The organism is Mucilaginibacter pocheonensis (assembly GCF_031456535.1).
GTDB lineage: Bacteria > Bacteroidota > Bacteroidia > Sphingobacteriales > Sphingobacteriaceae > Mucilaginibacter > Mucilaginibacter pocheonensis.
The window spans coordinates 788,794-815,009 of the sequence record NZ_JAVDUU010000003.1 but is presented as its reverse complement, the minus strand read 5'-3'; the positions used below and the strand labels follow the sequence as shown (position 1 = coordinate 815,009).

24 protein-coding genes are annotated in these 26,216 nt (G+C 39.8%); 4 read left to right on the top strand and 20 right to left on the bottom strand.

Annotated features, from left to right (window positions below):
• Nucleotides 1-9 precede the first annotated feature (9 nt).
• Nucleotides 10-2,358, bottom strand: coding sequence for a penicillin-binding protein 1C (gene pbpC, locus J2W55_RS16730; protein WP_310098060.1), 2,349 nt, complete (start codon nucleotides 2,356-2,358; stop codon nucleotides 10-12).
• 130 nt (nucleotides 2,359-2,488) lie between these two features.
• Here pbpC and J2W55_RS16725 point away from each other — a divergent pair, with 130 nt between their 5' ends.
• Complete coding sequence (locus tag J2W55_RS16725; RefSeq protein ID WP_310098057.1) at nucleotides 2,489-3,214, top strand: glycosyltransferase family 2 protein; 726 nt, start codon at nucleotides 2,489-2,491, stop codon at nucleotides 3,212-3,214.
• Here J2W55_RS16725 and J2W55_RS16720 read toward each other — a convergent pair.
• From J2W55_RS16720 to J2W55_RS16640, 17 genes are all read right to left on the bottom strand, one after another.
• Complete coding sequence (locus tag J2W55_RS16720; protein WP_310098054.1) at nucleotides 3,185-3,958, bottom strand: 4'-phosphopantetheinyl transferase family protein; 774 nt, start codon at nucleotides 3,956-3,958, stop codon at nucleotides 3,185-3,187. The genes J2W55_RS16725 and J2W55_RS16720 overlap by 30 nt on opposite strands.
• Before the next feature lie 197 nt (nucleotides 3,959-4,155).
• Nucleotides 4,156-5,331 (bottom strand): glycosyltransferase family 2 protein, encoded by a 1,176-nt coding sequence (locus tag J2W55_RS16715; protein ID WP_310098051.1) that lies wholly within the window; start codon nucleotides 5,329-5,331, stop codon nucleotides 4,156-4,158.
• Nucleotides 5,328-6,251, bottom strand: a complete 924-nt coding sequence (locus J2W55_RS16710) for a glycosyltransferase family 2 protein (RefSeq protein WP_310098049.1) — start codon at nucleotides 6,249-6,251, stop codon at nucleotides 5,328-5,330. The genes J2W55_RS16715 and J2W55_RS16710 overlap by 4 nt, the downstream gene beginning before the upstream one ends.
• Before the next feature lie 70 nt (nucleotides 6,252-6,321).
• Nucleotides 6,322-7,416, bottom strand: coding sequence for a glycosyltransferase family 2 protein (locus tag J2W55_RS16705; RefSeq protein ID WP_310099089.1), 1,095 nt, complete (start codon nucleotides 7,414-7,416; stop codon nucleotides 6,322-6,324).
• 128 nt (nucleotides 7,417-7,544) lie between these two features.
• Nucleotides 7,545-8,756 carry a glycosyltransferase gene (locus J2W55_RS16700; protein ID WP_310098046.1) on the bottom strand — a complete coding sequence of 404 codons (1,212 nt, stop codon included), beginning with the start codon at nucleotides 8,754-8,756 and terminating at the stop codon, nucleotides 7,545-7,547.
• A 1-nt stretch (nucleotide 8,757) separates the two neighbouring features.
• Nucleotides 8,758-10,104 carry a lipopolysaccharide biosynthesis protein gene (locus J2W55_RS16695; RefSeq protein WP_310098043.1) on the bottom strand — a complete coding sequence of 449 codons (1,347 nt, stop codon included), beginning with the start codon at nucleotides 10,102-10,104 and terminating at the stop codon, nucleotides 8,758-8,760.
• A 10-nt stretch (nucleotides 10,105-10,114) separates the two neighbouring features.
• On the bottom strand, nucleotides 10,115-10,729 hold the full coding sequence (locus J2W55_RS16690) for an acyltransferase (RefSeq protein WP_310098040.1): 615 nt from the start codon (nucleotides 10,727-10,729) through the stop codon (nucleotides 10,115-10,117).
• 29 nt (nucleotides 10,730-10,758) lie between these two features.
• Entirely contained in the window at nucleotides 10,759-12,255 is a 1,497-nt protein-coding gene (locus tag J2W55_RS16685; protein WP_310098037.1) for an O-antigen ligase family protein, read from the bottom strand.
• A 173-nt stretch (nucleotides 12,256-12,428) separates the two neighbouring features.
• On the bottom strand, nucleotides 12,429-14,594 hold the full coding sequence (locus tag J2W55_RS16680) for an exopolysaccharide transport family protein (protein WP_310098033.1): 2,166 nt from the start codon (nucleotides 14,592-14,594) through the stop codon (nucleotides 12,429-12,431).
• A gap of 2 nt (nucleotides 14,595-14,596) precedes the next feature.
• Nucleotides 14,597-15,277 (bottom strand): TolC family protein, encoded by a 681-nt coding sequence (locus J2W55_RS16675; RefSeq protein ID WP_310098031.1) that lies wholly within the window; start codon nucleotides 15,275-15,277, stop codon nucleotides 14,597-14,599.
• Between the two features lie 5 nt (nucleotides 15,278-15,282).
• Entirely contained in the window at nucleotides 15,283-16,377 is a 1,095-nt protein-coding gene (locus J2W55_RS16670) for a sugar transferase (protein WP_310098028.1), read from the bottom strand.
• Nucleotides 16,352-16,738 carry a response regulator gene (locus J2W55_RS16665; RefSeq protein WP_310098026.1) on the bottom strand — a complete coding sequence of 129 codons (387 nt, stop codon included), beginning with the start codon at nucleotides 16,736-16,738 and terminating at the stop codon, nucleotides 16,352-16,354. The genes J2W55_RS16670 and J2W55_RS16665 overlap by 26 nt, the downstream gene beginning before the upstream one ends.
• Nucleotides 16,739-17,263: 525 nt before the next feature.
• Entirely contained in the window at nucleotides 17,264-17,659 is a 396-nt protein-coding gene (locus J2W55_RS16660) for a VOC family protein (RefSeq protein ID WP_310098023.1), read from the bottom strand.
• A 63-nt stretch (nucleotides 17,660-17,722) separates the two neighbouring features.
• The gene (locus J2W55_RS16655; protein WP_310098020.1) at nucleotides 17,723-17,944 is read right to left on the bottom strand and encodes a hypothetical protein; all 222 of its coding nucleotides are present in this window, start codon (nucleotides 17,942-17,944) and stop codon (nucleotides 17,723-17,725) included.
• 92 nt (nucleotides 17,945-18,036) lie between these two features.
• Nucleotides 18,037-18,414: a DoxX family membrane protein gene (locus J2W55_RS16650; protein WP_310098017.1), complete on the bottom strand. Its 378-nt coding sequence runs from the start codon at nucleotides 18,412-18,414 to the stop codon at nucleotides 18,037-18,039.
• 46 nt (nucleotides 18,415-18,460) lie between these two features.
• On the bottom strand, nucleotides 18,461-19,321 hold the full coding sequence (locus J2W55_RS16645) for a VOC family protein (protein WP_310098015.1): 861 nt from the start codon (nucleotides 19,319-19,321) through the stop codon (nucleotides 18,461-18,463).
• 153 nt (nucleotides 19,322-19,474) lie between these two features.
• Nucleotides 19,475-20,206, bottom strand: coding sequence for an NUDIX hydrolase (locus tag J2W55_RS16640; protein WP_310098013.1), 732 nt, complete (start codon nucleotides 20,204-20,206; stop codon nucleotides 19,475-19,477).
• Between the two features lie 134 nt (nucleotides 20,207-20,340).
• Between J2W55_RS16640 and J2W55_RS16635 the strand changes: the two genes are divergently transcribed.
• Complete coding sequence (locus J2W55_RS16635) at nucleotides 20,341-21,972, top strand: carboxylesterase/lipase family protein (protein ID WP_310098010.1); 1,632 nt, start codon at nucleotides 20,341-20,343, stop codon at nucleotides 21,970-21,972.
• Nucleotides 21,973-22,050: 78 nt separating this feature from the next.
• Nucleotides 22,051-22,770, top strand: coding sequence for a uracil-DNA glycosylase family protein (locus J2W55_RS16630; protein WP_310098007.1), 720 nt, complete (start codon nucleotides 22,051-22,053; stop codon nucleotides 22,768-22,770).
• A gap of 14 nt (nucleotides 22,771-22,784) precedes the next feature.
• Here the strand turns inward: J2W55_RS16630 and J2W55_RS16625 are convergent, their stop codons facing one another.
• Nucleotides 22,785-23,108 carry a hypothetical protein gene (locus tag J2W55_RS16625; protein ID WP_310098002.1) on the bottom strand — a complete coding sequence of 108 codons (324 nt, stop codon included), beginning with the start codon at nucleotides 23,106-23,108 and terminating at the stop codon, nucleotides 22,785-22,787.
• A 168-nt stretch (nucleotides 23,109-23,276) separates the two neighbouring features.
• Between J2W55_RS16625 and J2W55_RS16620 the strand changes: the two genes are divergently transcribed.
• Complete coding sequence (locus J2W55_RS16620; protein ID WP_310097999.1) at nucleotides 23,277-23,954, top strand: MgtC/SapB family protein; 678 nt, start codon at nucleotides 23,277-23,279, stop codon at nucleotides 23,952-23,954.
• Between the two features lie 74 nt (nucleotides 23,955-24,028).
• On the opposite strand, the gene J2W55_RS16615 is transcribed toward J2W55_RS16620, so the two are convergent.
• Entirely contained in the window at nucleotides 24,029-26,200 is a 2,172-nt protein-coding gene (locus J2W55_RS16615; RefSeq protein WP_310097993.1) for a glycoside hydrolase family 3 N-terminal domain-containing protein, read from the bottom strand.
• Nucleotides 26,201-26,216 lie beyond the last annotated feature (16 nt).

Sequence of the window (26,216 nt, the reverse complement as noted above, 5' to 3'; positions counted from 1 at the left end):
AAGCGGCTATCACTTTTCCTTATTCAATATCTCAAAACCAATATTAACAGTATTTCCGTTACCGTCAACCAGTGTAAGTATATGTTTGCCCGGAAGCGGGTTTAAGGATATTTGATGAAAATCCAATGTTTCGCCTATGTATTGATCGTCCAGGTGCCAGAAAATCTTTACACCCGGTACGCGGTGGGCGGCATTGCAGATCATCCGGCCCCGGCTGCCGTCGGCTTCAAGAGGCACATATATTTTAGCTCCGTCTTTAGGGTATATCACTTCCATCGCATTGCCGTTCTCTAACTGTGTACAACCCGGGCGGAACGGCGGCAATACATGATACTGGTAATTCCTGGCTTTGTAATAATACTCCATGGATGGCGGCAATACAAACCATTTTTTATTGACCATAGCATCCGGCGATTCACAGTTCCCATTTACCTGATATTTACCATCAGCCGACAAGTGGATGAGTTGATGGTAGGGGCAAACCGGCGCCTTAAGCCCGGCTTTAGGTACCAACATTTCATCAATATCCTGGCAATATTGCCCAGCGCGATAACCGCTTTGGTGGCATATCCTGATTTTTACCATTTCACCTGCAGGCATTTCAAACCAATTGCGTGATACGGGTAACAGCCTGAAAATTTCAAACAGGGCGGGGGCGGCGGTATTGATCCCCGTAAGGCCCGGCCGCCCTTCGCCATCAGTATTACCTACCCATACGCCCACTACATACTGTGGGGTAATGCCTATTGCCCATCCATCGCGAAAGCCGAAGCTTGTACCTGTTTTCCATGCTATGCGCTGGGTGGAGCTAAACTGCTGCCAGAGCATCTCTTCGCCCGGGCGCATTACTTCTTCCATAGCCTGAAAAGTATAATATATCGATGCTGCATCCAGCAAGCCGGTGCGTTCCAAACCTGGCTTTTCGGTCTTATTCAATATACTATAAACAGGACTATGGTAATCAGCGGGGTTATACTGGCCTTTGTAGTTATTATAATGATTTAACACGCGGGCCATATCTGCGTAAGCTCCGCTTAATTCCCACAAGGTATTTTCGCCCCCTCCCAATATGAGCGACAAGCCATAATGATCAGCGGGCTTTGTCAGGGTTGTAATACCGGCTTTTTGCAAAAAATCATAAAATCTTTCATATTTAAATTGCTGAAGCATTTTTACCGCGGGTACATTTAAAGAGCGTGATAATGCCCTGGATGCAGGCACAGCGCCATCATAACCCAGGTCAAAATTTTCCGGATGATAGCCGGCTATTAATGTGGGTACATCGGGTAAAAGGCTATTGGGCAATATCAAACCATTGTGCAGCATGGCGGCGTATAACAACGGCTTTAAAGTACTGCCCGGGCTGCGTGGGGCATCAATTACATCAACATCACTCTCCATTTGCGGATCTTCACGATGCGATATATTACCAGCATAGGCCAGTGCAGCGCCTGTTTCCACATCTAAAACAATGGCAGCTATATTATTAATATCGTTAGCCTTTAAAACCTGGTGATGCTGTTCAAGAATATCATTTACCTGTTGTTGCAGGGATGAATTGATACTCGTCCTGACACGGGTATCGCCCTGAGGGTTATGCTGATGGTCGTTTTTAAAGCGTTGCAATAAATGGGGTGCCAGCGTGGGTAATGGCATGGGTCTGTCAGGCACCGGCTCTAATTTGGCCAAAGCCGTGGTCGTGCTGTCAATAATGCCTTGTTTGTTTAACCGGTTAAGCAGTGAATTACGTTTTTTAAGTAATAGGGCCCGGTTTCTGCCCGGATGTACCAGTGACGGGGAATTGGGCAAAACGGCCATCGCTGCCATTTCACCCCAGGATAATTTATCGGGGCCGCGGCCAAAATACCGCCATGATGCTGCATCCAGCCCAATTACATTGGTACCAAACGGCGCGTTGCTGGCATAAAGGGCGACTATCTCCTTTTTACTATAGGTAACCTCAAGCCGCAGGGCCATAAATATCTCCAAAAGTTTATTCCAGATGGTACGTTTATGTTTTGTTGCCAACCTGATGACCTGCATGGTAATGGTACTGCCACCGCTGGTTACTTTTTTTGACTGCATGTTTTGCCTGAAGGCCCGGCCAAAGGCCAGTATGTCAAACCCGGGATGATGCTCAAAACGTTTATCTTCAAAAGCAATAATGCATTGCTTAAATTTATCAGGTACACTATCATTATAAGGAAAACGCCATTGGCCATCTGCAGCTATTGATGCACCCAGCAATTGGCCTGCATTATCATCTATTACATAGGAGGTGGGGCTCTTAAATAATGGTTTGGGCAAACAAAACCAAAACAATAGGGTTAAACCAAACAAGAATATTAGGATAAACATTACTTTTGGTTTTTTTAGGTGATTTTTAACCCATTTTAGTACAGTTTGCATTAAATATTTTCAATAAGATATAATTAGCGTTACCGCGGCATAAAAAATAAACAGCCGCGTACCTGACAACAAAACAATAATGACAATACAGAAACTATCAATTATCATCCCTGCTTATAACGAAGGTAACACGATACATTTAATTTTGGATAAAATTAAATCGGTAAACCTTGCAAACGATATTCAGAAAGAGATCATTATTGTAAATGATTGTTCAAAAGATAATACCGAATTAGCTATTGCCACTTACCAGCAAGCAAATCCCGAACTAAATATACAATACTTTAAACATGAAATAAATAAGGGAAAAGGGGCGGCGCTTCATACCGGGATATCAAAAGCCACGGGCGACTATCTGATCATTCAGGATGCTGACCTTGAATATGACCCTGTGGAATATAATGACCTGCTTAAACCCGTAATTAGTGGCTTTGCCGATGTGGTTTACGGATCGAGGTTTATGGGCAGTAACCCGCACCGCATTTTGTTCTTTTGGCATACTATAGGTAACAGGTGGCTTACGTTTGCATCAAATATGTTTTCGAACCTGAACCTTACTGATATGGAAACCTGCTATAAGTTGTTTAACACCAAGCTTATACAATCAATACCGCTTACTGAAAAGCGTTTTGGCTTTGAACCGGAAGTTACCATTAAAATATCAAGAGTGCCCAAGATCCGGATATACGAGGTTGGGATTTCTTATTACGGACGTACATATGATGAAGGCAAAAAAATAGGATGGAGGGACGGCGTTAGGGCTATTTATTGTATACTAAAGTACGGATTGTTTAAAGCAAGGTAAAAACCTTTCAAAGTTAGCGTCCCAATAGGCGATGTGTCCGGCTGTTATTTCAGTAGCTAAACTTGCCATATTATGATCGTCGGGTTTAAAACTGTTCAATTGCCAGTTCCCCCGCGATGAAAGTGAATGGCTATCCATTTCATGATCGCCGTTTAAACAGGGTATATCTTTAAGATTGTCGTCAACCCCCTGCGCGGTTGCCTTGGTCATGGCTTCTTTGCGTGTCCAAAGCAGGTAGAAACTGTTAATAGAGTCTAAATGGGCAATGTAGTTAATCTCGTCCCTGCTAAAGTTATCTGCCAGTATCTCTTTGTAGTTAAAGGCGGGATCCATTTCTTCGGTATCCACACCCACATCCGTGTTTGATATGGCAATTAAAACCCAATCGCCGGAATGGGTTACGTTGTACTTTAAATCATGTTGATATATGCGCGGTTTTTTATTTGCGCTTATTACAAATTTAATGGCGGTAGCAGGTATATTGGTGTATTTGCTGAGTAAACACCGTAATGAGCCACGACTTATGATAAACCTCAGTTTGTCTTTTTTCTGCACATAGCGATTAGCCCGTATGATCTCATCAGGCAAAAGCACCTTAAAAAAATCATCAATAAATGAAATATTGGAACTGATCCTGATTCGCCATACATCAACCTGGCCACTCTTTAACGCATAATCACATTCCAATCCATTTTGCCAGCTGACATCATCTTGAAATCTTATATGAATTTTAGTTAAAGTCATGTGATGTTGCTATCTATAACTTGCTAACCATTTATACCGATTTTTAAGCTTTATTGCGCGAGCTTTATTTTTGTTAAAATACCAATTTATATTTAAAAATATATGATTATTTTGATAAATAAAATAAGTTTCAAGGGCAGTCGGTTTTATTTCAACTAACTTAAAATCAATTATTTATATAGTTTATGAAGGTAGAACTATTGCTTGCGCTGAACTTTTTCCCAAACCGCGCTTTGTTTAGTGGTAAAATATCTGATAATACCAGCTAAAACTGCATAATTCATAACGCAAAAATAATATGGTATAAATAATATTTTTATACGTAATTGTTTCTTTTCCATGATAAAACCCAAAATTGCAAGCACGTAAAACAGCACCTGTGCAAACAACAGCAACTGGTAGCCGATTGTGCCCGGATCAATAGCCAATACTATATTTAACAAGAATGAAAGTATGAGCAGGAAAGGCGTAACCGTCCACCTTAAAACCCGGTGACTGATGTACTGAAGAGAGAGTACGGGGTAAGGGAAGGGGTTAAACAAACTTTTTAAACGCAATACGGATTGTATACCCCCGGCCGCTATTCGGATTTTTCTTTTCAACTCCTCCGCTACGTTTTCTGATGCGGTTTCAGTGGCGTAGGCTTCAGGTTCATATACTATACGATAACCTTTTTTGGCTATCAGCATAGATATCATAAAATCATCCAGAACTGTATCGGCAGGAACAGGCTGATACAATGACCGCCTTACGCTGAATAACTCACCGGCGGCGCCTACAACTGAATAAAGCTCTGAATCCCATTTTTTTAACGCAGACTCATACTTCCAGTAAAAGCCTTCACCGGCGGCGCTTGCGTCTGCACTTTCATCAAAATGCACGCGTTTTTCGCCGGCAACAGCTCCAACGGTCTCATCGGCATAATGCCTGCATATCTTAATTAAAGCATCTTTATTTAAAAAGGTATTGGCGTCGGTAAAAACAACAGCATCTGTATGCACGTAGTCCATAGCCCTGTGTATGGCTGCAATTTTACCAGCCCGTTGTGGTTGGTGCAGCAATTGTATTTGCGGGTATTGGGCTATAATGTTTGGTGTATCATCTGATGATCCGTCGGTAATAAAAACCAGATTAAGTTTACCGGCCGGATATTTTAATAAAAGGCTATTGGCTATTTTTTCTTTTATGAAACCTTGTTCATTATAGGCGGCAACCACAAGTGTGCAAGTTGGCAGGCTATCCGGGTGCTCGTCTATAGTTTGCTTATGTCCTTTAAATATTCTTTTAACGCGGATAATAAAGTACAAAAGTATTCCATACCCGGCAAAGGTGTAAAAAACAATGATAAGGCTTAATACTAAAATGATTTTCATGCGATGGTTTTAATGGGATAACCTAAATTACTGCTGTTTTTAGAGTGGGTAAAGTTCCACCACACAGCTTTAAAAAGCATGCGTATGAAATTGTTGTTTTTGGTTTTTATATAAGTTATCAGGTTGCGCGGTACAACTAATAATAAAAAGTAAATATAAAAGATCAGCATTTTTATGAATGAAGCGTTACGGCGTATAAAAAGTATACGGTTACGGTTCATGAAATATTCCTTTAGGCTGCTCTTTTTTCCAACAGAAACTGATTCTTTATGATAAATAATGGCATCAGTATTTACCCAGGCTTTATATCCTGCCCGGATGATCCGTTCGCACCAATCCAGTTCCTCGTAATATAAAAAGAAGCTCTCATTCATTAAGCCAGCCTTGTCAATAGCTTGCTTTCTGATCATCATGGCCGCACCATGGCAATAGGCGGTAGGACCGTTGATATGATTAAACTGGCCAATATCTTTCTGTTTTAAACCGATACAACTGTTACGGCAGGTATAATAATTCATAGGGGTGTAACCTGCATATTGTATCAGTTGCTTGTCGCTAAAGTACTTGATCATGGGCGATATCATACCCACATGGCTGTTACTATCCATTACCGTAACCAGCTTTTCAATCAATTCGGAGGTAAATTCGGTATCATTATTAACCAAAAAAAGATAATCGCCAGTTGCTTCTTTAATGCCCAGGTTGTTTCCCCCGGCAAAACCCAGGTTAACCTCAGAGCGGATAAATTTTACAGAGGGGTATTTTAATAACCATGCTGGTACCGGATTGGTATTACTGCCATTATCAACTACAATGATCTCGGTGTTAAAATAATCGTTTGTTGTTTCTATGGATAACAATAAATCTTCAGTTACCTGTGGCTGGTTGAAATTTACGGTAACTATAGAAACTTTTTTCATCGGCGATATTGTTGATATGATAAAGGTATAATTTGCAGATCAGGCTTTTGATGCCTATCCAGCGGTATCATCAAGCGGCGGTGTGATCATGCGGTGTGTGAATAAATTTTTTGTTTGCTCCTTTTAGCTTAAACAGCAATAGCAGCATGGTGAAAAATATTAATGGCAGTTTAAGCGCCGCACTAAAAAGCTTTCCATTGATGAATGATGCCGGTATGGCAACAACAATACCAATATAACAGCAAACGGTAGCTATAAGCCATAAATACCAGTGAGGACCGATGCCTGGCATGAGAAGAGAGATAAGCAGCATAAAGGGCATCAGCCCAAGCATGAGCACACGGGGTAATATCGACATTTGATATATTTCGTTAAAATAATCAAAATTACCATGCAAAAATAGCTGGCCAAATCCGCTGCTCCCATATTTACGCAGTAAATTAAATTGTGCCGACAGCCATCTTTTGCGCTGCTTTTTGAATACTTCCGGATTGCTTACTTTTTCGTCGTAAACCAGCGCATTCTCTGCATAGGCAACGCCTATTTTTTGCCGGGTAAGGATTAATCCCATCTCTTTATCAAAGCCACCAACAGCGTCAATCTGTGCCATTGTCTTCTTAAATAAACCATATTCCAGCGCCATGCCTGAACCAATGATGGCTGCTGATAGTTTAAATACACGCTGTGACTTTCTGAAAATGTGGTTGTTAACTTCCTCGCTTATCGCATCAAGTACTGCTACCGATGTATTTGTGTTTTTGGCTACCCTGTGGCCTTGTACAACCTTTTCGCCGGCTTTTAAAAAATTATTTATCTGATATAAATAATCGGTTGCTGCTATATTATCAATATCAAAAACTACAGCTGCATTAAAGCCATCCGCGGTATTTTCAATGGCCTTGTTTAATGCTTTTGATTTGGTGCTGTTCTCAAAAACAACTTCCAGTACCTGTAAAGGCATTTGTTTTAACTTTTCAATGGTTTCAGGTTTTATAGAGTCCGCAATAATGCAAACATGAAACATGTCTTTGGGATAATCAATCGTCAACGCACTTGCGGCCGAGCTTAATAAAATTTCATCCTCCTTATACGCGCATATATAAATTACAAAGCGACTTAATGAAGTAGCAGCCGGTGGTTCCTTAATGGGCACTAATTTCCCCATCACTGAGAAAAAAAACAGATAAATGCAATATACCCCGAGGTATATAAAAATCGCATCCATTATTATCGTTGCTATCAATTTTATAATGTCCATGTACATTTATCTTTATATGCTTTTATACTGAAAATTCAATTGTTTAGTTTTCTTTCTAAATTTAATGCCAACAGATTTTTAATTTCTGTAATGCGATGCTCCCAGGTATTTTCCGCGGCAACTGCAAGCCTTTTTTGCTGCAGCAGGGGTGTATCATTTAAAGCTATATTAATAGCAGCCGTAAACTCCGTTGCATTATGGCAATAAGCAACGGTATCGCCGGTGAAATCTTTCAGATCGGTATTAAAATCGGTTGATACCACAGGCTTTCCTGATCCCATGTATTCAAATAGTTTTAATGGGAATATGGAGCTGCTAACCTTATCCTTTTTAAAAGGGATGATAGCTACATCAAAACCCTTCAATACAGCGGGCATTTGCTGATAGGGAACGGCGCCTTTTAGTTGTATGTTTGGCGCTTCAAAGGTTTTGGGATCTACATATTTTGTTTCAACAGGGCCAACAAATACAAAATTTTTATCCGGATTCTGTTTTAACACTTCAATAAGCAGGTCATAGTCAATACGGCGTTCAATGTTTCCAAAATAACCTATTACCGGTTTTTGTATACCTGTTAAAATATCAGCTACAGGCAGCTGTGGATCAAGCGCTTTTTGGCTGTGGCTTATATTGGCCGCATTAGGAATAAAAAAGGTGTTACTATTGAGCTTTTTTTTGCTATCTCTTAATTGTTTGCTTGTACAAATGACCAGATCTACACTTTTTACAACAATATCCTCAGATATTAAACCATGCCTAACCTGGTAAAGTTCTATAAGCGGATCAACGCAATGGTAAACCGTTAACACTGGTTTTATTAAGCGATGAAATGCGGGATAGGTATAATTGTAAGAATTGATGTAGATATAATCCTGGATATTTAAGTTTTTGATCACTTTTTTTAACCGGCGGGCAACTATATTTTCATTTAATTTTACAGCAGCACGATAAAAAGGCCCTTCGGGGAGCATGTTTATAGAAGGTACCGGTGGTGAGATAATGATCTTGAGATTGGGAATATCTGTTTGGATATAACTATTGGCTGATGAAAAGAAATGCGGTTTTCGTATTTTATATTGCGGTGTATCTTTTAATTTAATATAGTCTTTCCAGGTGAAGGGCCGGTCAACATAATATACATAATTGTCTTTAGCCAGGTGTTTGGCCATGGTGTAATTTGTCGACTCCAGGCGGCCGTCAAATTGCATTTGCGAAAATATGATAATATGCCTGTTTTTAAGCTCCATGTTAATTTGACCCCAGTTGCTTTTTACGTATTTTTTGGTACAGGTTAGTTATCAGTTCAGTTAGTTCTAAATAACCTAACTTGAATATGTCGCCCATTTTAAATTCAAGATGTTTTTTAAGTGCCCAATAACCAAATACAGCTCCCGAAAAAAAAGTAAAAATAGATGCTACAGCCACGCTGTATAAACTATGAAAGATAAATATGCCTAAAAAATCGCCTGTCACATTTACGGCCAGCATAATAAATACCTTAATCATATTAAGGTGGGGTTTGTTAATAATGTCAAGTGTTATCCCAAAAAACCTGTCGATAGGGAGCAGCATTACAAAGCACATAAAAATGCGGAAGATATTGCCGGCATCTGAATGCAGGTATTTACTTCCAAATAATAAACCGACGATCAGATCGGCGGTTATAAATGAAACTATGGCTATGGGTACCAACGCGATAGTAAGCATACCGGCATATTTTTTCATGATGTAGGATACATGTTTTTTGTCATCGCGGTGAACTGCTGCTGACATAACGGGTAACGCGGTTGCTATAAAAGCCCTGAGTGGTATTTCAAATATCTCCATCAACCTTTGCGGAATATAATAAACCGCCAGTAACTCTGATGGAAACATCGTTTTTATAATAAATGTATCAGAACTGCGCAACAGGTAGGAGCTGATGGAGGTTCCGACACTAAACTTGCCAAAATGTGCCAATTGTTTAACAGAAGCCCAGCTTTTCCTGCTTATGGTTTTTACCCGGGACCAACCTATGATCATGGTTGTCATGCTGGTTGTTACATTGTTAAATAAATAACAATATATAACATTTTGAAAAGTAACATGATGAAATATGATCAGCAATAATATATATGTAAAAAAGCCGCCCTGGTTAATTAATTGCAGCAGAAACAGCTTGTCAAAACGTTCTTCGGCTTGTAATATCCATAAAGCTATTGCCGATGGAAGTGTACAAAGAAAAATAGCGCTGAACCATTTTAATATGACAAGCATATTGGGGTTGCTGCCGAAATAAAAAAAATGTGCCAGCAAATTGCCTACCGCGAATGTAAATACTATAATAAACCCAACATACCATGCCGAGCCGGCAATATTTGCACCCCGCTCGCTACTTGTGCCTGCATAAAACTTTATTAAAGATGTTTGTAAAAAACCCGTTCTAAAGGTATCTGCAAGGGTGAATAAGATCAGGAAAAAGATATAATCGCCAAAGTCAGGTTTTGAAAGGTAACGTGCCATTAAAGACAGTATGGCCATACCGAGTACCGGCATAACTGCGTTGCTGGCTAAAGAAAGCGTATATTTATTAATAACTCTTTTTAAAAAAAACATGTATCGTTTGTTACGCTTTTTCCCAGGTGTTTGTTGTGAAATTGTATCTTTTGATCACCTTCGCGGGGTTGCCTACTGCTACCGCATAATCAGGTATATCTTTGGTAACCACGCTGCCAGCCCCTATAATGGAATGTTTGCCTATAGTAACACCTGCGGTAACCACGCTATTGGCGCCTATCCAAACATTGTCAGCAATGGTGATTTTTTTTGTGGTTACTTTTTGTAAGCGGGGAGGTACGGTAATATCCTCATACCCATGGTTAAGCCCCGAAAGAACGATGTTTTGGGCAAGCATTACGTAGTTACCCATAGTTACCGGACCAATTAATACATTACTAATGCCAATGCCACAGTTATTACCGATAATAACATCACCTACGCCATTGTTAATGGTTGCAAAATCCTCAATAATGCTGTTATTACCTAATGCAAAATTATTAAAAGGGAATACATCCATACGGGCCCTGAACCGTACCACCGATCTGCGCCCGCGCTGATGAAAAAAAGGATTTACAAACCAACGCACCCATAACCTTGGTTTAGCTTCGCCGCTGCGTACAATTAGCCAATGCACAAAGCGCTTTAAGCCAGGGTTTGATTTTATGGTTGATACTAATGCCATTTACTTATTCCAATTTTTAATAATACATGTTACTTATCGGGCACTGTTATTGCCGACTTCTGCCGGCCCTCCTTATCAAGCCGATTACAGACAACTAAAATAGCAATAGCCAGGTAAAACAAAATGTTTGTAGGGTACTGTACTATAGCCTGCTGTGGATAACTACCCACATTTAAGGCAAAAATTACCAGGATCATGGCCAAACTATAGGTTTTAAGCTCTGGATCCCTGATGAGATAATAATAGTTGATACCGCTATAGAGCACAATAAACATAAGGGTGCAAAATAGTAATAATCCAATCCAACCCATCTCTACCGCCACGCGCACATATCCGCTGTCTGGAGGGAATTTGGCAAGCATCGAATTCGGGGCGAACCGTCGACCCCAAATGCCAACAGAACCAAGACCGCCGCCAATAGGGTGCGACAAAATGTAAGGCCGTATACGCTTTTGGTTTTCGGCCCTTACGTTAAAGGATGCGTCTTTGGTGGGTCTGAATGCCGACTGGAACCTTTTAATAAGCGGATTAGAGGTAGGCATTAAAATTAAAACACCAAGAAAAAAACCGGCTATCAATGAAAATATCAATACCCTTTTACTGAACTTTAGCACGGCCAGCATAACTAATCCTGCAGGTATTAGCACATAAGCCCCTCTTGTACCCGAGAAAAGCATTACGTACAGAAAAAAGAATGCCATACACCCTAAAATTATTTTTTTATACAAACGCAGGTTACCGGTAATGAGTGAAATACATAGTAAGCTTGCAATTACCATATTGTATGAAAAAGTAACCGGGTCAGAAAATATGGCGAACTTACGCATGTGGCCTTCGATAAAAAGAAGGCTAACACGCCCGGCATCGGCGTACAGCCATTTTTTTTCGAATCCAAAGAAACCAAATTTCTCCTGTTGAAAGGCCGATATAGAGGCGATAGCAGCTAATACAAGCCAGAGCTTAAAAAGGAATTTTATAAAAGTTACAGATCTGATTTGATAGGTAAAAACAAAATACATCAGCATTATAAAACCTACTGTGCGCACAGTATACACCCATGCCAGTATTGAAGGGGATATAGGGTTAAGTGCTTCGCATAAATTATACGCCAGCCATATAATAATTATATAGCTAATTGGGTTTTTAAACCAGATCCAGTTTCGCTCTTTTCTTTGTTTAATAAAAAGGCCTAATATAAGCAGGTAAGTAATGCCGTCAAGCAGGGTTCCTATCGGCACGCTATCGGGTAAAAACTCTGATACGTAACTAATAAAGAATGAAGCTATGATCAATATAGAAATACCCATTTTAGGGTATAGGGTAATAACATATATGGCAGGTAAACCAATTATAAGCGCAAGAATTCCGCCTCCGCCGATAATTCCAAATTGATAAACAGCAAAACAGGAAAGCAACGAGAACAGTAAAAGGAAAAAAAGTACAAACGGGTTTGAAAACTTTTGGTCAATAACCTTATGCCAAAATGTTCCTCTAACTACGTTATTACCGGTTTGATCGCTCTGCATTTATAAAGCCGTCTAAAAAAATAATATTTTTGCTGCCCATACAAAAACCCCGCAAAATGCTACTATTATTGCGACTATTCGGGATCTTTTTTCAAGCAAGCTTTGATCTTTGGGTTGATCCTTGTCTTTATCCTGCGGTATTTGAGGCTCTATTCTCATAAAAGTTTAGCACTTTAATTAGCGTTAGCTTCATTTTGATCTAAATTAGCCTTGTTTAATACCCAACCGGCAAATTTGGTTTTTAAACCGCGTAAATAAGAAACATAAGGCATTTGCTGACCTGCAAGCTTTTTGCCTGATTCAAAAACAACCAAAGCTTTATTGGCAAACAATATCCATTCTTTAGATTTATTTAAAGAATTTAAAGGAGGCGTATCGATAATAATGATATCATATTTTGATCTTAAATTATCCATCTGGCTATTTACAAAGGTTTCATCGCCAATTTCAAGCAAAGTAATATCCTCCCCCCGGTTACCTAAAACTGTTGTGGTTCCACTGTTTACATCAAGAGAGGCTGATGGAGCGTTTTTAAAGAAATTCTCAACATAGGTGTTTGGCGAAATGGTTTTGCTTATGGTTGGGTTATTAAAGTTACCATCAATTAACAGAACCTTTTTGTTTATCATGGAATAGGAGTAAGCCAGGCTGATTGCGAGCAAAGTTTTGCCTTCGGCAGAATCAATACTGGTTATGGCCAATACTTTTTCGCCTTGCAACTCCTGGTCTATTTCAAATCTTATCGACCTGAGCTGCTCTTTAAATAGCTTCATTTTATCCCGATGCTCAACATCCCAAAGCTTTTTCAGATCAAGGTCAGTACCATCAATACGGTTCAGATAACCTATTAAAGGCAGCTGCGTTTTATTAACAAGGTCTACAGGTGTTCTTACACTTTTATCAAGATAAAACAATACAAATAGGACAAGTAAACAACCAGCTATACTTATTATTGCACAAAAGGCCACTAAAAAGATCTTTTTTGAAGGCTGTGCCTTATCTGGTGTGGCAACTTCAACCTGCAGCAGTTTAATGGAGAAGTTTGACTTGAGGTTGGTTTCATTATACTTATTTAAAACCTCTAAATACTCTTTACTCGCAATATCAATGGCAAAATTGTACGTTTTTACTGTGGCATCAAAAGGTACCAGTCGTGAGAATTTTGAATTAAGATTGGCCAATTCACGGTCAATAGATTTTACACTGTATTTGGCAAGGTCCCGTGATATTTCAAGTCCCAGTTTTTGATGAACCAACTCATCCTTAGCGGTAAGCGGGTTGGTAATATATTTATCGGATGTTTGATTTACCTGCCCTGCAAGAACATTTTGAGCAGAGTCTATTGATGCTTTATACCTGGGGTCAAACCCGCTGCGTACATATTTATCCTGAAGCACATGCAGTTGATCCTGCGTTGAAAGGATAACCTCATTATATTTGGTCATTGCAGCTTCAAGATATTTTCTGTCGCCAGGTTTAAACTTTGCGTCGATTGAATTAATAGCACCCTCATTAGATATAATGTCTTTTTCGGTCTGCTGCTTTCTATCGTTATAAGTTAATATCTGCGCGTAAATTGCCTTTGATTGTTCGTCAAGACTCAATACGCCATTTTGTATCTTGTATTGTTGCAGTTCCTCGGTTTTCTTATTTAAGGCTTCCCTTTTTTCGTCAAGTAATTTTGATAAAAAGTTTACCGCTGTTGATTCGTTTTGTCTTACACTCTGGGTGTAATAACTAATAAACTCCTTACATAACGTATTCACTATAAAAGCGGATAACTCCGGGTTTTCTGATTCAAAACTTATCGATATAAAATCACTATCATCGTCGCGATATATGAGAAGGTTTTTTAGTATCGAGGCCTCATCATATTGCATAGATATAAGCGTATTATTCAGCCTGTCTTCTTCGGGATTAGAACGTGAAAGTGGCTCAAAGTGCTGGAGTTTAGTTTTATAAATAGCAAGCGCACGCTCAATTTGATAAGGGTGTAATTCTGCCAGATCCTTACTGTATTTACGGAACGGGGTACGGGAGCTAAGGTCATGGATAATCAGTTGATAAGAAACCTGATTAATCAGTTTCTTTAACTTCATAATAGCCATGAGGTTACTGAATTCGCGATAAACCTGTGCTTGCTGCGCATTTATATTATCATCTTTATCCAGCAGATGCCTTGAAGCATCAACAATACCGGTTGCTATCTGCGCATGTGATACATAGCTATCAGGTAGGTTTTTAACAAGAAAAAATGCACCAATAACCGTTATGAGCGGAATAAGGACAAGTATAATTCTGTATTTACGTAAAAGCTTAAAAAAGTTGCCTATTTCCATTATTATTTGATGTCTTCTAATTTGGTGCCTAATAGTTCTTCTAAATTGGTTTTAGCTGTAAAGGCCGCCAACTCAGCTTGTACTTTAAATGAATTTTGATTGTAAAGGCTATTTAATTGCGAGTTATATATTTGAAAGGTGGTTTCGCCTTTTTGAAAAGCATATTTAAGCTGCTTTACAGCTCCTTCGGCATCAATAACAGCGTTTGAACGTAGCCTTAGATCAGCCTGGGCGCCAAGGTATGCGAAATAAAAACGCTTTACCTGTGCTTCTAAACTTAACATATATTGACTTTGTTCATATTCCGCAATTTTGTAATTCTCTTTTGCAACACTCGTTGCACCCGGGTTTTTTAACAATTGCCCAATGTTAAGCCCAATAGCCAACTGATAACCTTTAAAGATGGTTGGCTGAGAAATATTAATAGAACTTTGCGGACTGTATATATAGGAGGCTGTGAATCCGTCGAGCCAGGCAAACTTGGTTTGATTATAGGTGGTCTTTGCAGCATTAACCTGGCTTTGCTTCATTTTTACTTCCGGGTAGTTTTTCTTTGCGGTAGCTATTAATTTTTCCAGATATGGATATGAAATATCATTAACAAAGGTTTCTTGTGCATGTAAATGTGAAGTTAAAGCAGTAAGGATCAATAAAAAACAAACTCTTTTTATATTCTTATTCATTATTTTTATACTTTTTCTTTTTGAAACAGGGCGGGGATAGTTCCCATAATAATTCTAAAATCTAACCACATGGAATATTTTTGGGCATAAAAATTATCCAATTTCTTTCGCTCCCGTTCTGACATATCTTCTTTGCCTCTTTTACTGATCTGCCATAAACCGGTTAAGCCGGCCGGGCCAAGGAAACGCATAGACCATTCATTGGAGGTCAGCATTTCGGCTTCATAAACAGGTAAAGGCCGGTTACCAACCACAGACATGTCGCCTGTTAAAATATTAAATAGTTGCGGTAATTCATCAAGGCTGGAATTACGCAAAAACTGTCCCAGCTTGGTAATACGAGGATCGTTCTTGATTTTTACAAATGCCGCCTGGTTGTTGCCGGTTTCCGAAGCATACTGATTGTTTTCTGCGGATAGTTTGGCCAACAGCTGATCTGCATCGGTACGCATTGATCTGAATTTGTAAAAATTGAAAACTTTATAACCAGTGCCTACCCGTTTGCTTTTATAAAATACGGGTCCCTTTGAATCCAATCTTACTAAGATGGCTATAAGCAGGAATAATGGCGATAGTACAAACAGCATACTGCCAGATATAAGAAGATCGACCATGCGTTTGCCTAAAGGCATTCTGTAGGTAATATCAACTTCCTTTGAAAGCTCAAGCAATCGTGGTTTTATTAACTTGAACGTAACCAGAAAATTTAAGCGTTCGCGTAAGTTATCAATTAAGAAGGGTGCACTATAAAAATCATGCACTTTTAATTGCATGGCTTTTTGTTTTAGATCACTATCGCCTTTTGCCGATAGCAATACTATAATTGTACCGTTAAGTAAAAAGCTCTTTTTAATTTCCTGAACCAACGAAAAACATTTTCCTTCATCATCAACTTCAATCAAAATAATGTCTGGTGCTGTTAAAATTGATTGATTACCCAAATACTCTTCAAGCTGGGCAATAGAATCGTTGTAAATGATATTGAAATTTTCATTGAGGCCATTTAAAACTAACTCTTTTAATTCTAAGCCTGCATAAGCAATTCTGACGTGTGAACCTGAATTTTTGTTCCAATCAGATGTTTGTTGGTTCGTAAGCATGTAAAAGTTGGTTAATTGCCGTTTTCAGATCATTAGGTTTAAATGGCTTATGTATGTAAGCATCAACTTTAAAAGGCATTTTGCCTACCTGTTCATCCAGGTCATGCGCTGCAGAAAGTAATATAACAGGTATATCACGATAAAAACCGCTAATTTTTACGTTCTTTATAAATGATTGGCCATCAAAATAAGGCATCTGCAGATCTGATATGATTAACTCAGGCATATTTCCGTCCTCAAGCCAGCCAAATGCATCAATACCGTTGTTCTTAACAACTATATCGTAATCTTTTGAAAGGATAAAATTGAGTAATTTTAATATGCTCAAATCGTCGTCAACAATTAGTAAAGTTCTTTTCATTTTGCGTGTTTGTGATAGTTATGCTAACAGGGGAAAAGTATATATTTATTGTGGAGATATTTAATGTATTTCTTTTAAGGCCATAAATTATCAGGTGTACGTTAAAGTGATGCTCAGGGTTTGTTTTTTTATTTATTTTGCGTGTAAAACCAATCAAATACACTTAATGCCCTATATTCAATTTCCGTACCTAAAATGGAGATTATTCTATATAAACGGTTTTATTTGGCTGCAGGGCTATAATATAGTTATGTAAGTAAAAATTAAGGCCTGATAATACCTGAGTTAAGACAAACTCTTAGCCTGGGTGCTGTGTAAAGTGAGGAATTTATTCCCAGTTAGGGTATAATTTTACTACAAGTTACAATTATAAATGCTTTTAAGGAAAATGGAGTGCAGTATAAGTGATAATGTTATTGGCATGAACAAACATTACAAGGTGAGCGTATTATATTATATGAATTGTAAAATAAAACAGCGGGATATGTGTATCCCGCTGTTTTATTAAAATTGATAGACTTGGGATCAATTCCCCGATTGGATAACCGACAAGATATTTCCAGCAGGGTCATTAAACCAGGCAATGGTAGGGCCCTGGTCGTTGCCAGCTAAAATTCCTTTTTCATTTGTCTTAAAGTTCTCATCGTTGTAAATAATGAATTTTACACCACGGCTGGTTAACTCATCAACTGTTTGTTCAACGTTTTGTACATTGAAATTGAGTATTGTAAATGTAGCAGGTACATGGTTGGGTTTAGGATATATTAAAATAACGTTATCCTTGTTGATCTCCAGATTTAACAAGTTGGGCATTTTTTCATCATCATGAATATTAAGTCCAAGTGTTTTACCGTAGAACTCCCTGGCCCGGGCTAAATCGTTAACCGAAAAGCTGCTAAATGTTTTATTGTCTTTTAACATGATTTTTGCTTTATTAACTATAAATTAATGATGTTGATTTTTGTTTGCAGGACCGATGATTTTTTAATCCGATAACACTTCGGCCTGGCACCCAAAATCCTTCAAAAACATGATCAGAGCGTGTGATCTTATCGATCCGCTGTTGCATTGAACGCGAAGTATTTTGTCACAATCTTCCAGATCAAAATTTGCATTATACATTGAAAATGTCTTATGTATCCTTTCCACCAACCTGTCCGCGTATTTGCGGGTATTTACATTGGTTTTAAAAATTTCTACTGTCATTTTTTTTGTTTTTAAATGCCTTATTGTACAACAGAGCCATCGTTAACTTCAACATGGTTCTATATTACTTAAGCCTGCCGCTAATTGCCGATTTATTTTACAGCAAACAGGGCCGCATAATTTTTTCTGTTGGCATAGGCCAGGAATAAAACGCCTATAAGGAGTGCTATTACTGTAGGTAAGCCGGCAGGGTCCAAAAATGCATGGAAAAGCACAATGTTTAACATAACCGGAAATATTAGCACTGTAGCAAGCGTAACAAACCGCCCGGTTATAAAAGCTATGGAACATACGAGTTCGGTTATTTTTATGAATGGTAATAAATATCCCGAGGCATTTATTCCCTCCATAAATACTTTAACGCCGCCCTTAAGCTCAGGTGTTGGCACCAATTTAAAAAGCACTACTATAGATGAGAACAGGAACATGAGGCCTACAAGTATGCGTACAATAATTACAGCGATTTTCATGATGTGTTTTTTGATTTTTTTGGTTTAAGATATATTGTGTGAATGTTTATTGTTTCGGTTGATCCGGATCAGCACAGTCTGCCATCCATTGGATACCAAACTGATCGGTTAACATACCAAAGTAACTTCCCCAGGAAGCCTTATCAAACGGAACCGACACCTTGCCGCCGCCGGCAGCGAGTGCATTAAATAAAGTTCTTACTTCGTTCACATCTCCGCCTGTAATGGTAAGATGAAAATTGTTGCCCTGTATTAAGGCTTTTCCCATTTCGCCGATAGCGTCTGTAGCCATCAAAACGTTGCCCTTGCCAGGTTCACCAATAGGCAGGGATATATGCATTAATTTATCCTTATCGGCTTCAGGGGTACGGTCGGCTTCAACATTGTCTTTAAAGCGTATTAACATAAAGAACTCTCCGCCAAAAACTGATTTGTAAAAATTAAAAGCTTCTTCGGTATTGCCGGCAAAATTCAAATAAGGATTAATTGTTTCCATAGAATCAGCCATCCATTGAATGCCAAACTGATCTACTAACTGACCAAAATAACCTCCCCAGGGGGCCTTATCAAACGGATAGACAACTTTGCCTCCAACAGCAAGCGCGTTGAATAATTTCCCAGTTTCTTCTGGCGTTGCGCCATTCATGCAAATGTAATAGCTATTGGTTTGAACTAATGATTCTGCCATATCACCCCAAACATCTGTACCCATTAGCACATTCCCTTTTCCCATAGGTAAAGCCACGTGCATTAATTTATTCTTATCAGAGTCAGGCGTACGTTCAGCTTCAAAAGTGTCTTTATAACGTATTAACGCCGCGAACTCTCCGCCAAAAACTGATCTGTAGAAGTTAAAAGCCTCCTCGGTGTTGCCGGCAAAATTTAAATAAGGATTGATGGTTACCATTGCGTTTTTAATTTAAGTGTTCGTAATTGATATATGTAGAAGACTTTGCGATATGCTCAGACTGTTAATTATTTACAGATCAAAGTTACTCCGATAAGGTAAGGTAAGAAAGGGGGGAATACGACACTTTTAGGGGTCAATTATGACATTCTGCTATCGCCCGGCCATAAACCGGTATAAATAGGGGGCCTTATGTGCTCCTCCGGTCCATTTTTTTGCAACCCGTTCCAATATACCCGAACTGAGCATTTTACGCTGAAAGGCTGCACGAATAAGCTTTTTATTGAGGATAGTTTCATAAAGACTTTGCAAGTCGCCCATGGTAAAGTTCTCTGATAGCAGATTAAATCCTATGAGTTTATGATCGAGGTTTGTTTGTAGTGTTTGTAAGGCCTTGTCGATAATCTGCCTGTGATCCTGCATTAATACAGGTAAGTCATCTAATTCAAACCAATCGCAACTGTCTGATATACTGTCGGGTGTAGGGATGGCTTTTGTAAAATCAACAAGCGCGTAAAAACCTATTGACACAAAACGCTTCAATAACCAGTGGTTATCGTCGGGGGTAAATTCCCGGGCTTGCATAATGGTTTTTAACGGAGCGATATCATGCCGGCTTTTATCACCAAAAACGTAAAACTGATCAAGAAATATATCAATTAAGCCGGTGCGGCTGTATAAAACCCTCCGGGCAGCTTCATTTACATCCTCGTTGATACGGATGAATCCGCCGGGAAGGGCAAACAAACCGGTATTTTTATAGGTAAGCAGTAAAACTTTTAATTTGTTATCATGAAAACCGAAAATAACCGTATCAATAGCTAAACCGGGCAAAAAGCCTTCGCCAGTGACGTTCATTTCCTGTTTTTCAAATTCGTTGCTCATTTTTATTGTAAAAGATCCGTTGGCAAATAACAAAAAAATTGATGTTTAATTAAATTTAATTTATTATTGTAACAAAATGATACAATAAAGCTAAACTATTCATTTTTAAGCCAATTAATAAACCAGCACCCAGTATGAAAAAAACATTAATAGCTGTATTACTGCTAACACAAATCATCACTTTAAAAGCATTTTGTCAAATAAATGATCGGGTGAACATTGAAAACGGCGTAGTAGAAGGAACAAGAGAGTCCGGATCGCCTATTCTGATCTTTAAAGGTATTCCGTATGCCCAGCCACCTGTTGGCGACCTGCGATGGAAAGAGCCGCAACCTGCCAAAAACTGGGAGGGGGTGCTTAAGGCAGATCATTTTGGGCATAATGCCATGCAAAAGCCAATATTTGGCGATATGAATTTCCGCTCATCTGGTATGAGTGAGGATTGCTTATATCTGAATGTATGGACCCCGGCTAAAACCGGGAAGGAAAAACTACCTGTATTGGTTTATTTTTATGGAGGCGGTCTTGCCGCTGGCGATGGATCTGAACCGCGTTATGACGGTGAAAGTATGGCAAAAAAAGGCATTGTTGCACTTACTGTGAACTACCGGCTTGGCATATTTGGATTTTTTTCTCACCCGGAGTTAACTAAAGAATCCCCCAATCACTCATCTGGTAACTATGGATACCTTGATCAGCACGCGGCTTTGGTGTGGGTTCAAAAAAATATAGCAGCTTTTGGTGGCGACCCAAAACGGGTTACAATAGCGGGAGAGTCGGCCGGTTCAATTTCGGTATCCGTACAAATGGCATCGCCTTTATCAAAAGATCTGATCGCGGGCGCCATTGGCGAAAGCGGTGCGGCTATAAAACCAACACTTTATCCCATTCCGCTGGCGGAGGCCGAAAAGAATGGTGCAGCTTTAGCGGCACGCCTGAATGCAGGTTCATTGGCTGCTTTACGAGCTTTACCGGCTTCACAATTGCTTGACTCCGTTTTCAGGGCAGGAGCCCCGGCAACATCGGCTACTATCGATGGTTATTTATTGCCTAAATCAATACCCGACATCTTTAAGGCCGGTGAGCAGGCCCATGTGCCCTTGCTGGTTGGATGGAACTCTGCGGAAGTACCTTATCAGTTTGTTTTAAGAGCTGACGCGCCAACTCCCGAAAACTACAGCAAAGCAGTAAAACAGCTTTACGGTGACCGCGCAGAGGAAGTTCAGAAACTATATCCTGCCTCAACCAATGAAGAGGTTATCAAATCGGCAACCGCGCTGTCAAGCGATCGTTTTATAGTTTACAGCACCTGGAAGTGGGCCGACCTTCAGGTACAAACTGGTGGCAAACCAGTATATCGTTATGAATTTTCACGCATTCGCCCGGCCATGACTGCTCAAATGGGTAATGCAACTCCCGGGCTTGCCGGTGGCGTGGTAAAAAATGACGGGGCAAAACCGGCACCTCCTGCACCCGCCGCGGTTGGCGCGTCACATGCCTCAGAAATTGAGTACGCTATGGGTAACCTTGCCAGTAATAAAGTTTACGCCTGGACCCCTGAGGATTATAAGGTATCGGCAACTATGGAAAATTATTTTGCCAACTTCATAAAAACAGGTAACCCCAACGGTAGTGGTTTGCCTAAATGGGAAGCAATTACTGATAACAACAATGCTAAGTTTATGAATATTGATGTTAAAAGCCAGCTTAAACCCGAGGTTAACCGTGCCAGATACCTGTTTCTGGATAAAGAATATATGAAATAATAATTTAATTGGTTTGGATACTATCATCCCGGTAGCCGCGATGGCGCCGGGATTTTTTATTTTCGGGATCTGTACTTTTTGAATAAGTTAGCAACTAATATGAGCACCTTTGCCGACAGAATAATTGCCTTTAATCAGCAGCTTGAATTTACCGGGTCTTTACCGCCCGGTATCAGGATCATGAACCCCTTTAAAGAAAATGAGCTTGCTCTGGCTGTTTCTACCCAGTTTTACAGAAAGTATTATAACGACGACCATCCGAGGCATCTAATATTGGGTATTAATCCCGGAAGATTTGGTTCAGGCATGACAGGGGTTTCATTTACCGATCCTAAAAGAATGGTAAACCAATGCCAGATACCATACCCGGGGCCCATGGCGCATGAGCCATCGTCAGAATACATTTATGAAATGATTGATTCATTTGGTGGCATAACCAAGTTTTATAATCAGTTTTATATTCATTCGGTTTGCCCGCTGGGTTTTACCATAAGCAGGGGTAATGGCAAAGAAGTGAATTATAACTACTATGATATGCCCGAACTTCAGGAAGCGGTATATCCTTTTATAGTTGAAAACATAAAAAAACAAATAGACCTTGGTTTTGAAACTGATATTTGTTTTTGTTTTGGCACCGGTAAAAATGAAGCCTTTTTACGCAAGCTCAATATGAAAAATGAATTTTTCAAAAAGATCATCGCGCTCGAACATCCACGTTTTATTATGCAATATAAGTCAAAAACCAAGCAGGACTATATTGCCAAATACCTGCAGGAATTTAGCAAAGTGACACTATAAAGGAACGGGGGAGATTATTTGGAGCTGATATCGCGTTTATGGTCGTCAAATTCCGTTCCGGTAGCATGATAGTTGCGAATAAATTGCGCTAATTGTTTCAGCTCGAAATCTGTAAGCTCTGTACCACCCGAATAATGATAACCGGTATCTGTATCATCAAGAAATATGGCGCCCAGATAGCCTTTATCAAAAGTTTTAGGGCTATCAATATCATGGTAGAGTTTATAAGTTCCGGCATTGGTTGGGTTAGCTTCATTGATGTTTGCCGGATCAATGGCTATATTGATATAAGAGCCATCCTGTTTGGTTATTCCAAATGTAACGCCGCTGGTGATCATATTTTATTTTTAGATTAATAGATAGACAATGCTGACAAAAATTTGTTTGGTTCATTATCACTGGTTTTCTGTAAGCCCGTTACTCTTTTCGTCTTTAAAACAAATTTTTCAATGTTCGGATTTTTAGCTAATTTCAATAAATACCATTCGGTAATATCAACCTGACAAATGATAAGTACTTACGATATGCTTTTGCGACTGCTGGTAGCCGCATTATTAGGTAGTATAATAGGCTGGGAGCGGGAACGTCGTCATTGGGCAGCGGGCTTACGTACCCACATGATGGTTGGTTTGGGCTCGGCACTGGTTATGCTGGTTTCTACCTACGGATTCAATGATGTTGTTGGTAAACCAGGCGTGGGATTTGACCCATCGCGCGTGGCTGCCCAGGTGGTAAGTGGTATAGGCTTTCTCGGCGCCGGAACTATATTTTTTATGCGTAATGAGATAGTAAAGGGCCTCACTACTGCAGCCGGTTTATGGACAGTAGCCGGTATTGGACTGGCTGCTGGTGGTGGTTTATACATTGAGGCCGTGAGTACCACATTTATAGCATTAATTATCCTTGCTGTATTTAAGCCTTTTGAGAATAGGTTTTTTAAGAAAAACAAATACAGAAGCATCAGGATGGTGCTTGAGCAAAAGCAAGTTGATTTTTTGGCAATAGAGGATGTATTGAAAGCCAGAAATATTCAGTTTGAGGAGATCAGTTTGGTTGCCGGCGATGGCAATGATGAAATCAGAATAACCATTCAAAAACAGTTTGACCAACAGGAAGCTGTAATTACGGTAGTGGCCGAACTAAAAAAAATCCGAGGGGTAAACAGTGTTGATTTTCTGGTCTGAATTTAACCTAATAAAAATGCGCAGTATGTTTTAAATATACTGCGCATTTTAGTAAGATCGCCAGAGAGGTATGGTTACAGGGCTACGTTAAAATCAATACTTGCTTTTTCATCAGCTGAATTGCTGCCAAGCACCAGTTTGTATTTGCCGGGATAAATTTTCCACTTATGAGCGGTCATATCCCATTTTTGAAGATCCTGCACGGGAATTTTCAGCGTAACATTTTCGTCTTTATCCTTTGCTAAACTCACGCGTTTAAAGCTTTTTAGCTCTTTAACGGGCATTCTGTCAATTTTGGGATATTCTATATAAGCCTGCACTACCTCATCGCCATTTACTTTGCCGATATTTTTAACATTAACAGTAATTGTTAATGTATCTGACGCTTTATAGGTGGCTTTGGGTTTGCTATTAAGCACGTAAGCAAATGAGGTATAGCTTAACCCAAAACCAAACGGATATTGAACGGGGCCGTTGTAGTATCTGTAGGTGCGACCCTTCATGTTATAATCCTGATAGTCGGGCAAATTACTCATATCTTTGTAAAAAGTAAGCGGCAAATGCCCGGACGGGGATACGTCGCCGAATACCAAGTCGGCCAGCGCATTTCCACCTTGTTCGCCGGGATACCAGGCAAATATTATAGCATCAGCGTAAGGTTCAATAGCCGCAACATCAACATCACTGCCTGCAGTTATCACTGCTATAACCGGTTTGTTTTTAACGCTTTTACGTAATGCTTTCATAAAAGCTATTTCACTGGCAGGCAAGCTCAGGTTCTTTTTATCACCACCGCTTTCTGACAAAAACGCGTCGCCGGCTTCACCTTCCAATACCGGCGAAAGACCAATCACTGCGATGGTTACTTCAGCATTTCCGGCTGCCCAGGTTCCGCCAAAATGCGTAGTATCTCTATAATCACAACCCAGGTCATATTCAACCCGCGTTGATTTGCTGACAGCGCCGGTAATACCTTCAACAAAATTGATCACTTTACTGCTGGTACCGTGATAATTGGCTACCATAGCATCAAGCGATGCTGCGTTAGGGCCAACAACCATAATGCTTGATACATTGGCTTTGGTTAACGGTAAAATGTTCTTATCGTTTTTAAGCAATACCATGCTTTGCTGTGCTACCTTACGGGCAAGGTTCAAATGTTCTGCATTGTGGATGCTGTCGGCACCATAATTATGGTAAGGATTAAGTTTTGGATCATCATAAAAACCAAGCTTAAATTCTGTACGTAGTATAGCGCTCAAGGCCTGGTTCACATCTTTTTCCGTTAATAATTTCTGCTGAATGGCTTTTAATCCGTCATTTTGCAAAACGGATGAACAATCCAGGTTAATACCGGCTTTTAAAGCAGCGGCAGCAACTTCAACGCCGGTAGGTAAAGTTTTATGTGTAAGGTAAACATCATCAAGTGCGCCGCAATCAGTAACCACGTGGCCTTTAAAGCCCCATTCTTTTCGCAAAATATCGGTCAACAGCATTTTATTGATGGAGTTGGGCACGCCATTTACACGGTTATAAGCGCTCATAACCGATTCAACACCGGCGCCCACCAACTCGTGAAATGCATACAGGTATGTTTCGCGCAGGTCTTTCTCATCAACTTTGGCATCAAAACGATCCCGTTCTGCCTCAGGGCCACTGTGAACCGCAAAGTGTTTTGCCGTAGCCGAAGTTTTTAAATAGTGGAGATCATCGCCCTGTAAGCCTTTAACAAATGCAGAGCACATACGACCGGTTAAAAATGGATCTTCGCCATAAGTTTCCTGTCCACGCCCCCAGCGCGGATCACGAAAAATGTTAATATTAGGTGTCCAGAAGGTGAGGCCCATGTATTGGAGGTGCCGGTCCTGGGCTATGGCCAGATTATACTTTGCACGGGCCTCTGTTGATATGGCTGTCGCTACCTGTTTTAAAAGATCGTCATTAAAGGTTGCTGCCATGCCAATGGCCTGTGGAAATATGGTGGCTTCACCGGCGCGGGCTACGCCATGCAGCGCTTCGTTCCACCAATTATAAGCGGGAATGCCCAAGCGGGGTACAGCCTGGCTGCGATAACCCAACAACGATATTTTTTCTTCGAGGGTAAGTTTCGATAAAAGATCGTCCACTCTTTTATCAATCGATTGCGAGGGGTCTTTATAAAAAGGGATTTGCTGTGCTTGAGTGATAGTGCTAATGCTAATGAATGAGATGATTACAGCTACGAATAGCCCAGAGAAATTTTTCATGGTTGAAGCCATTTTT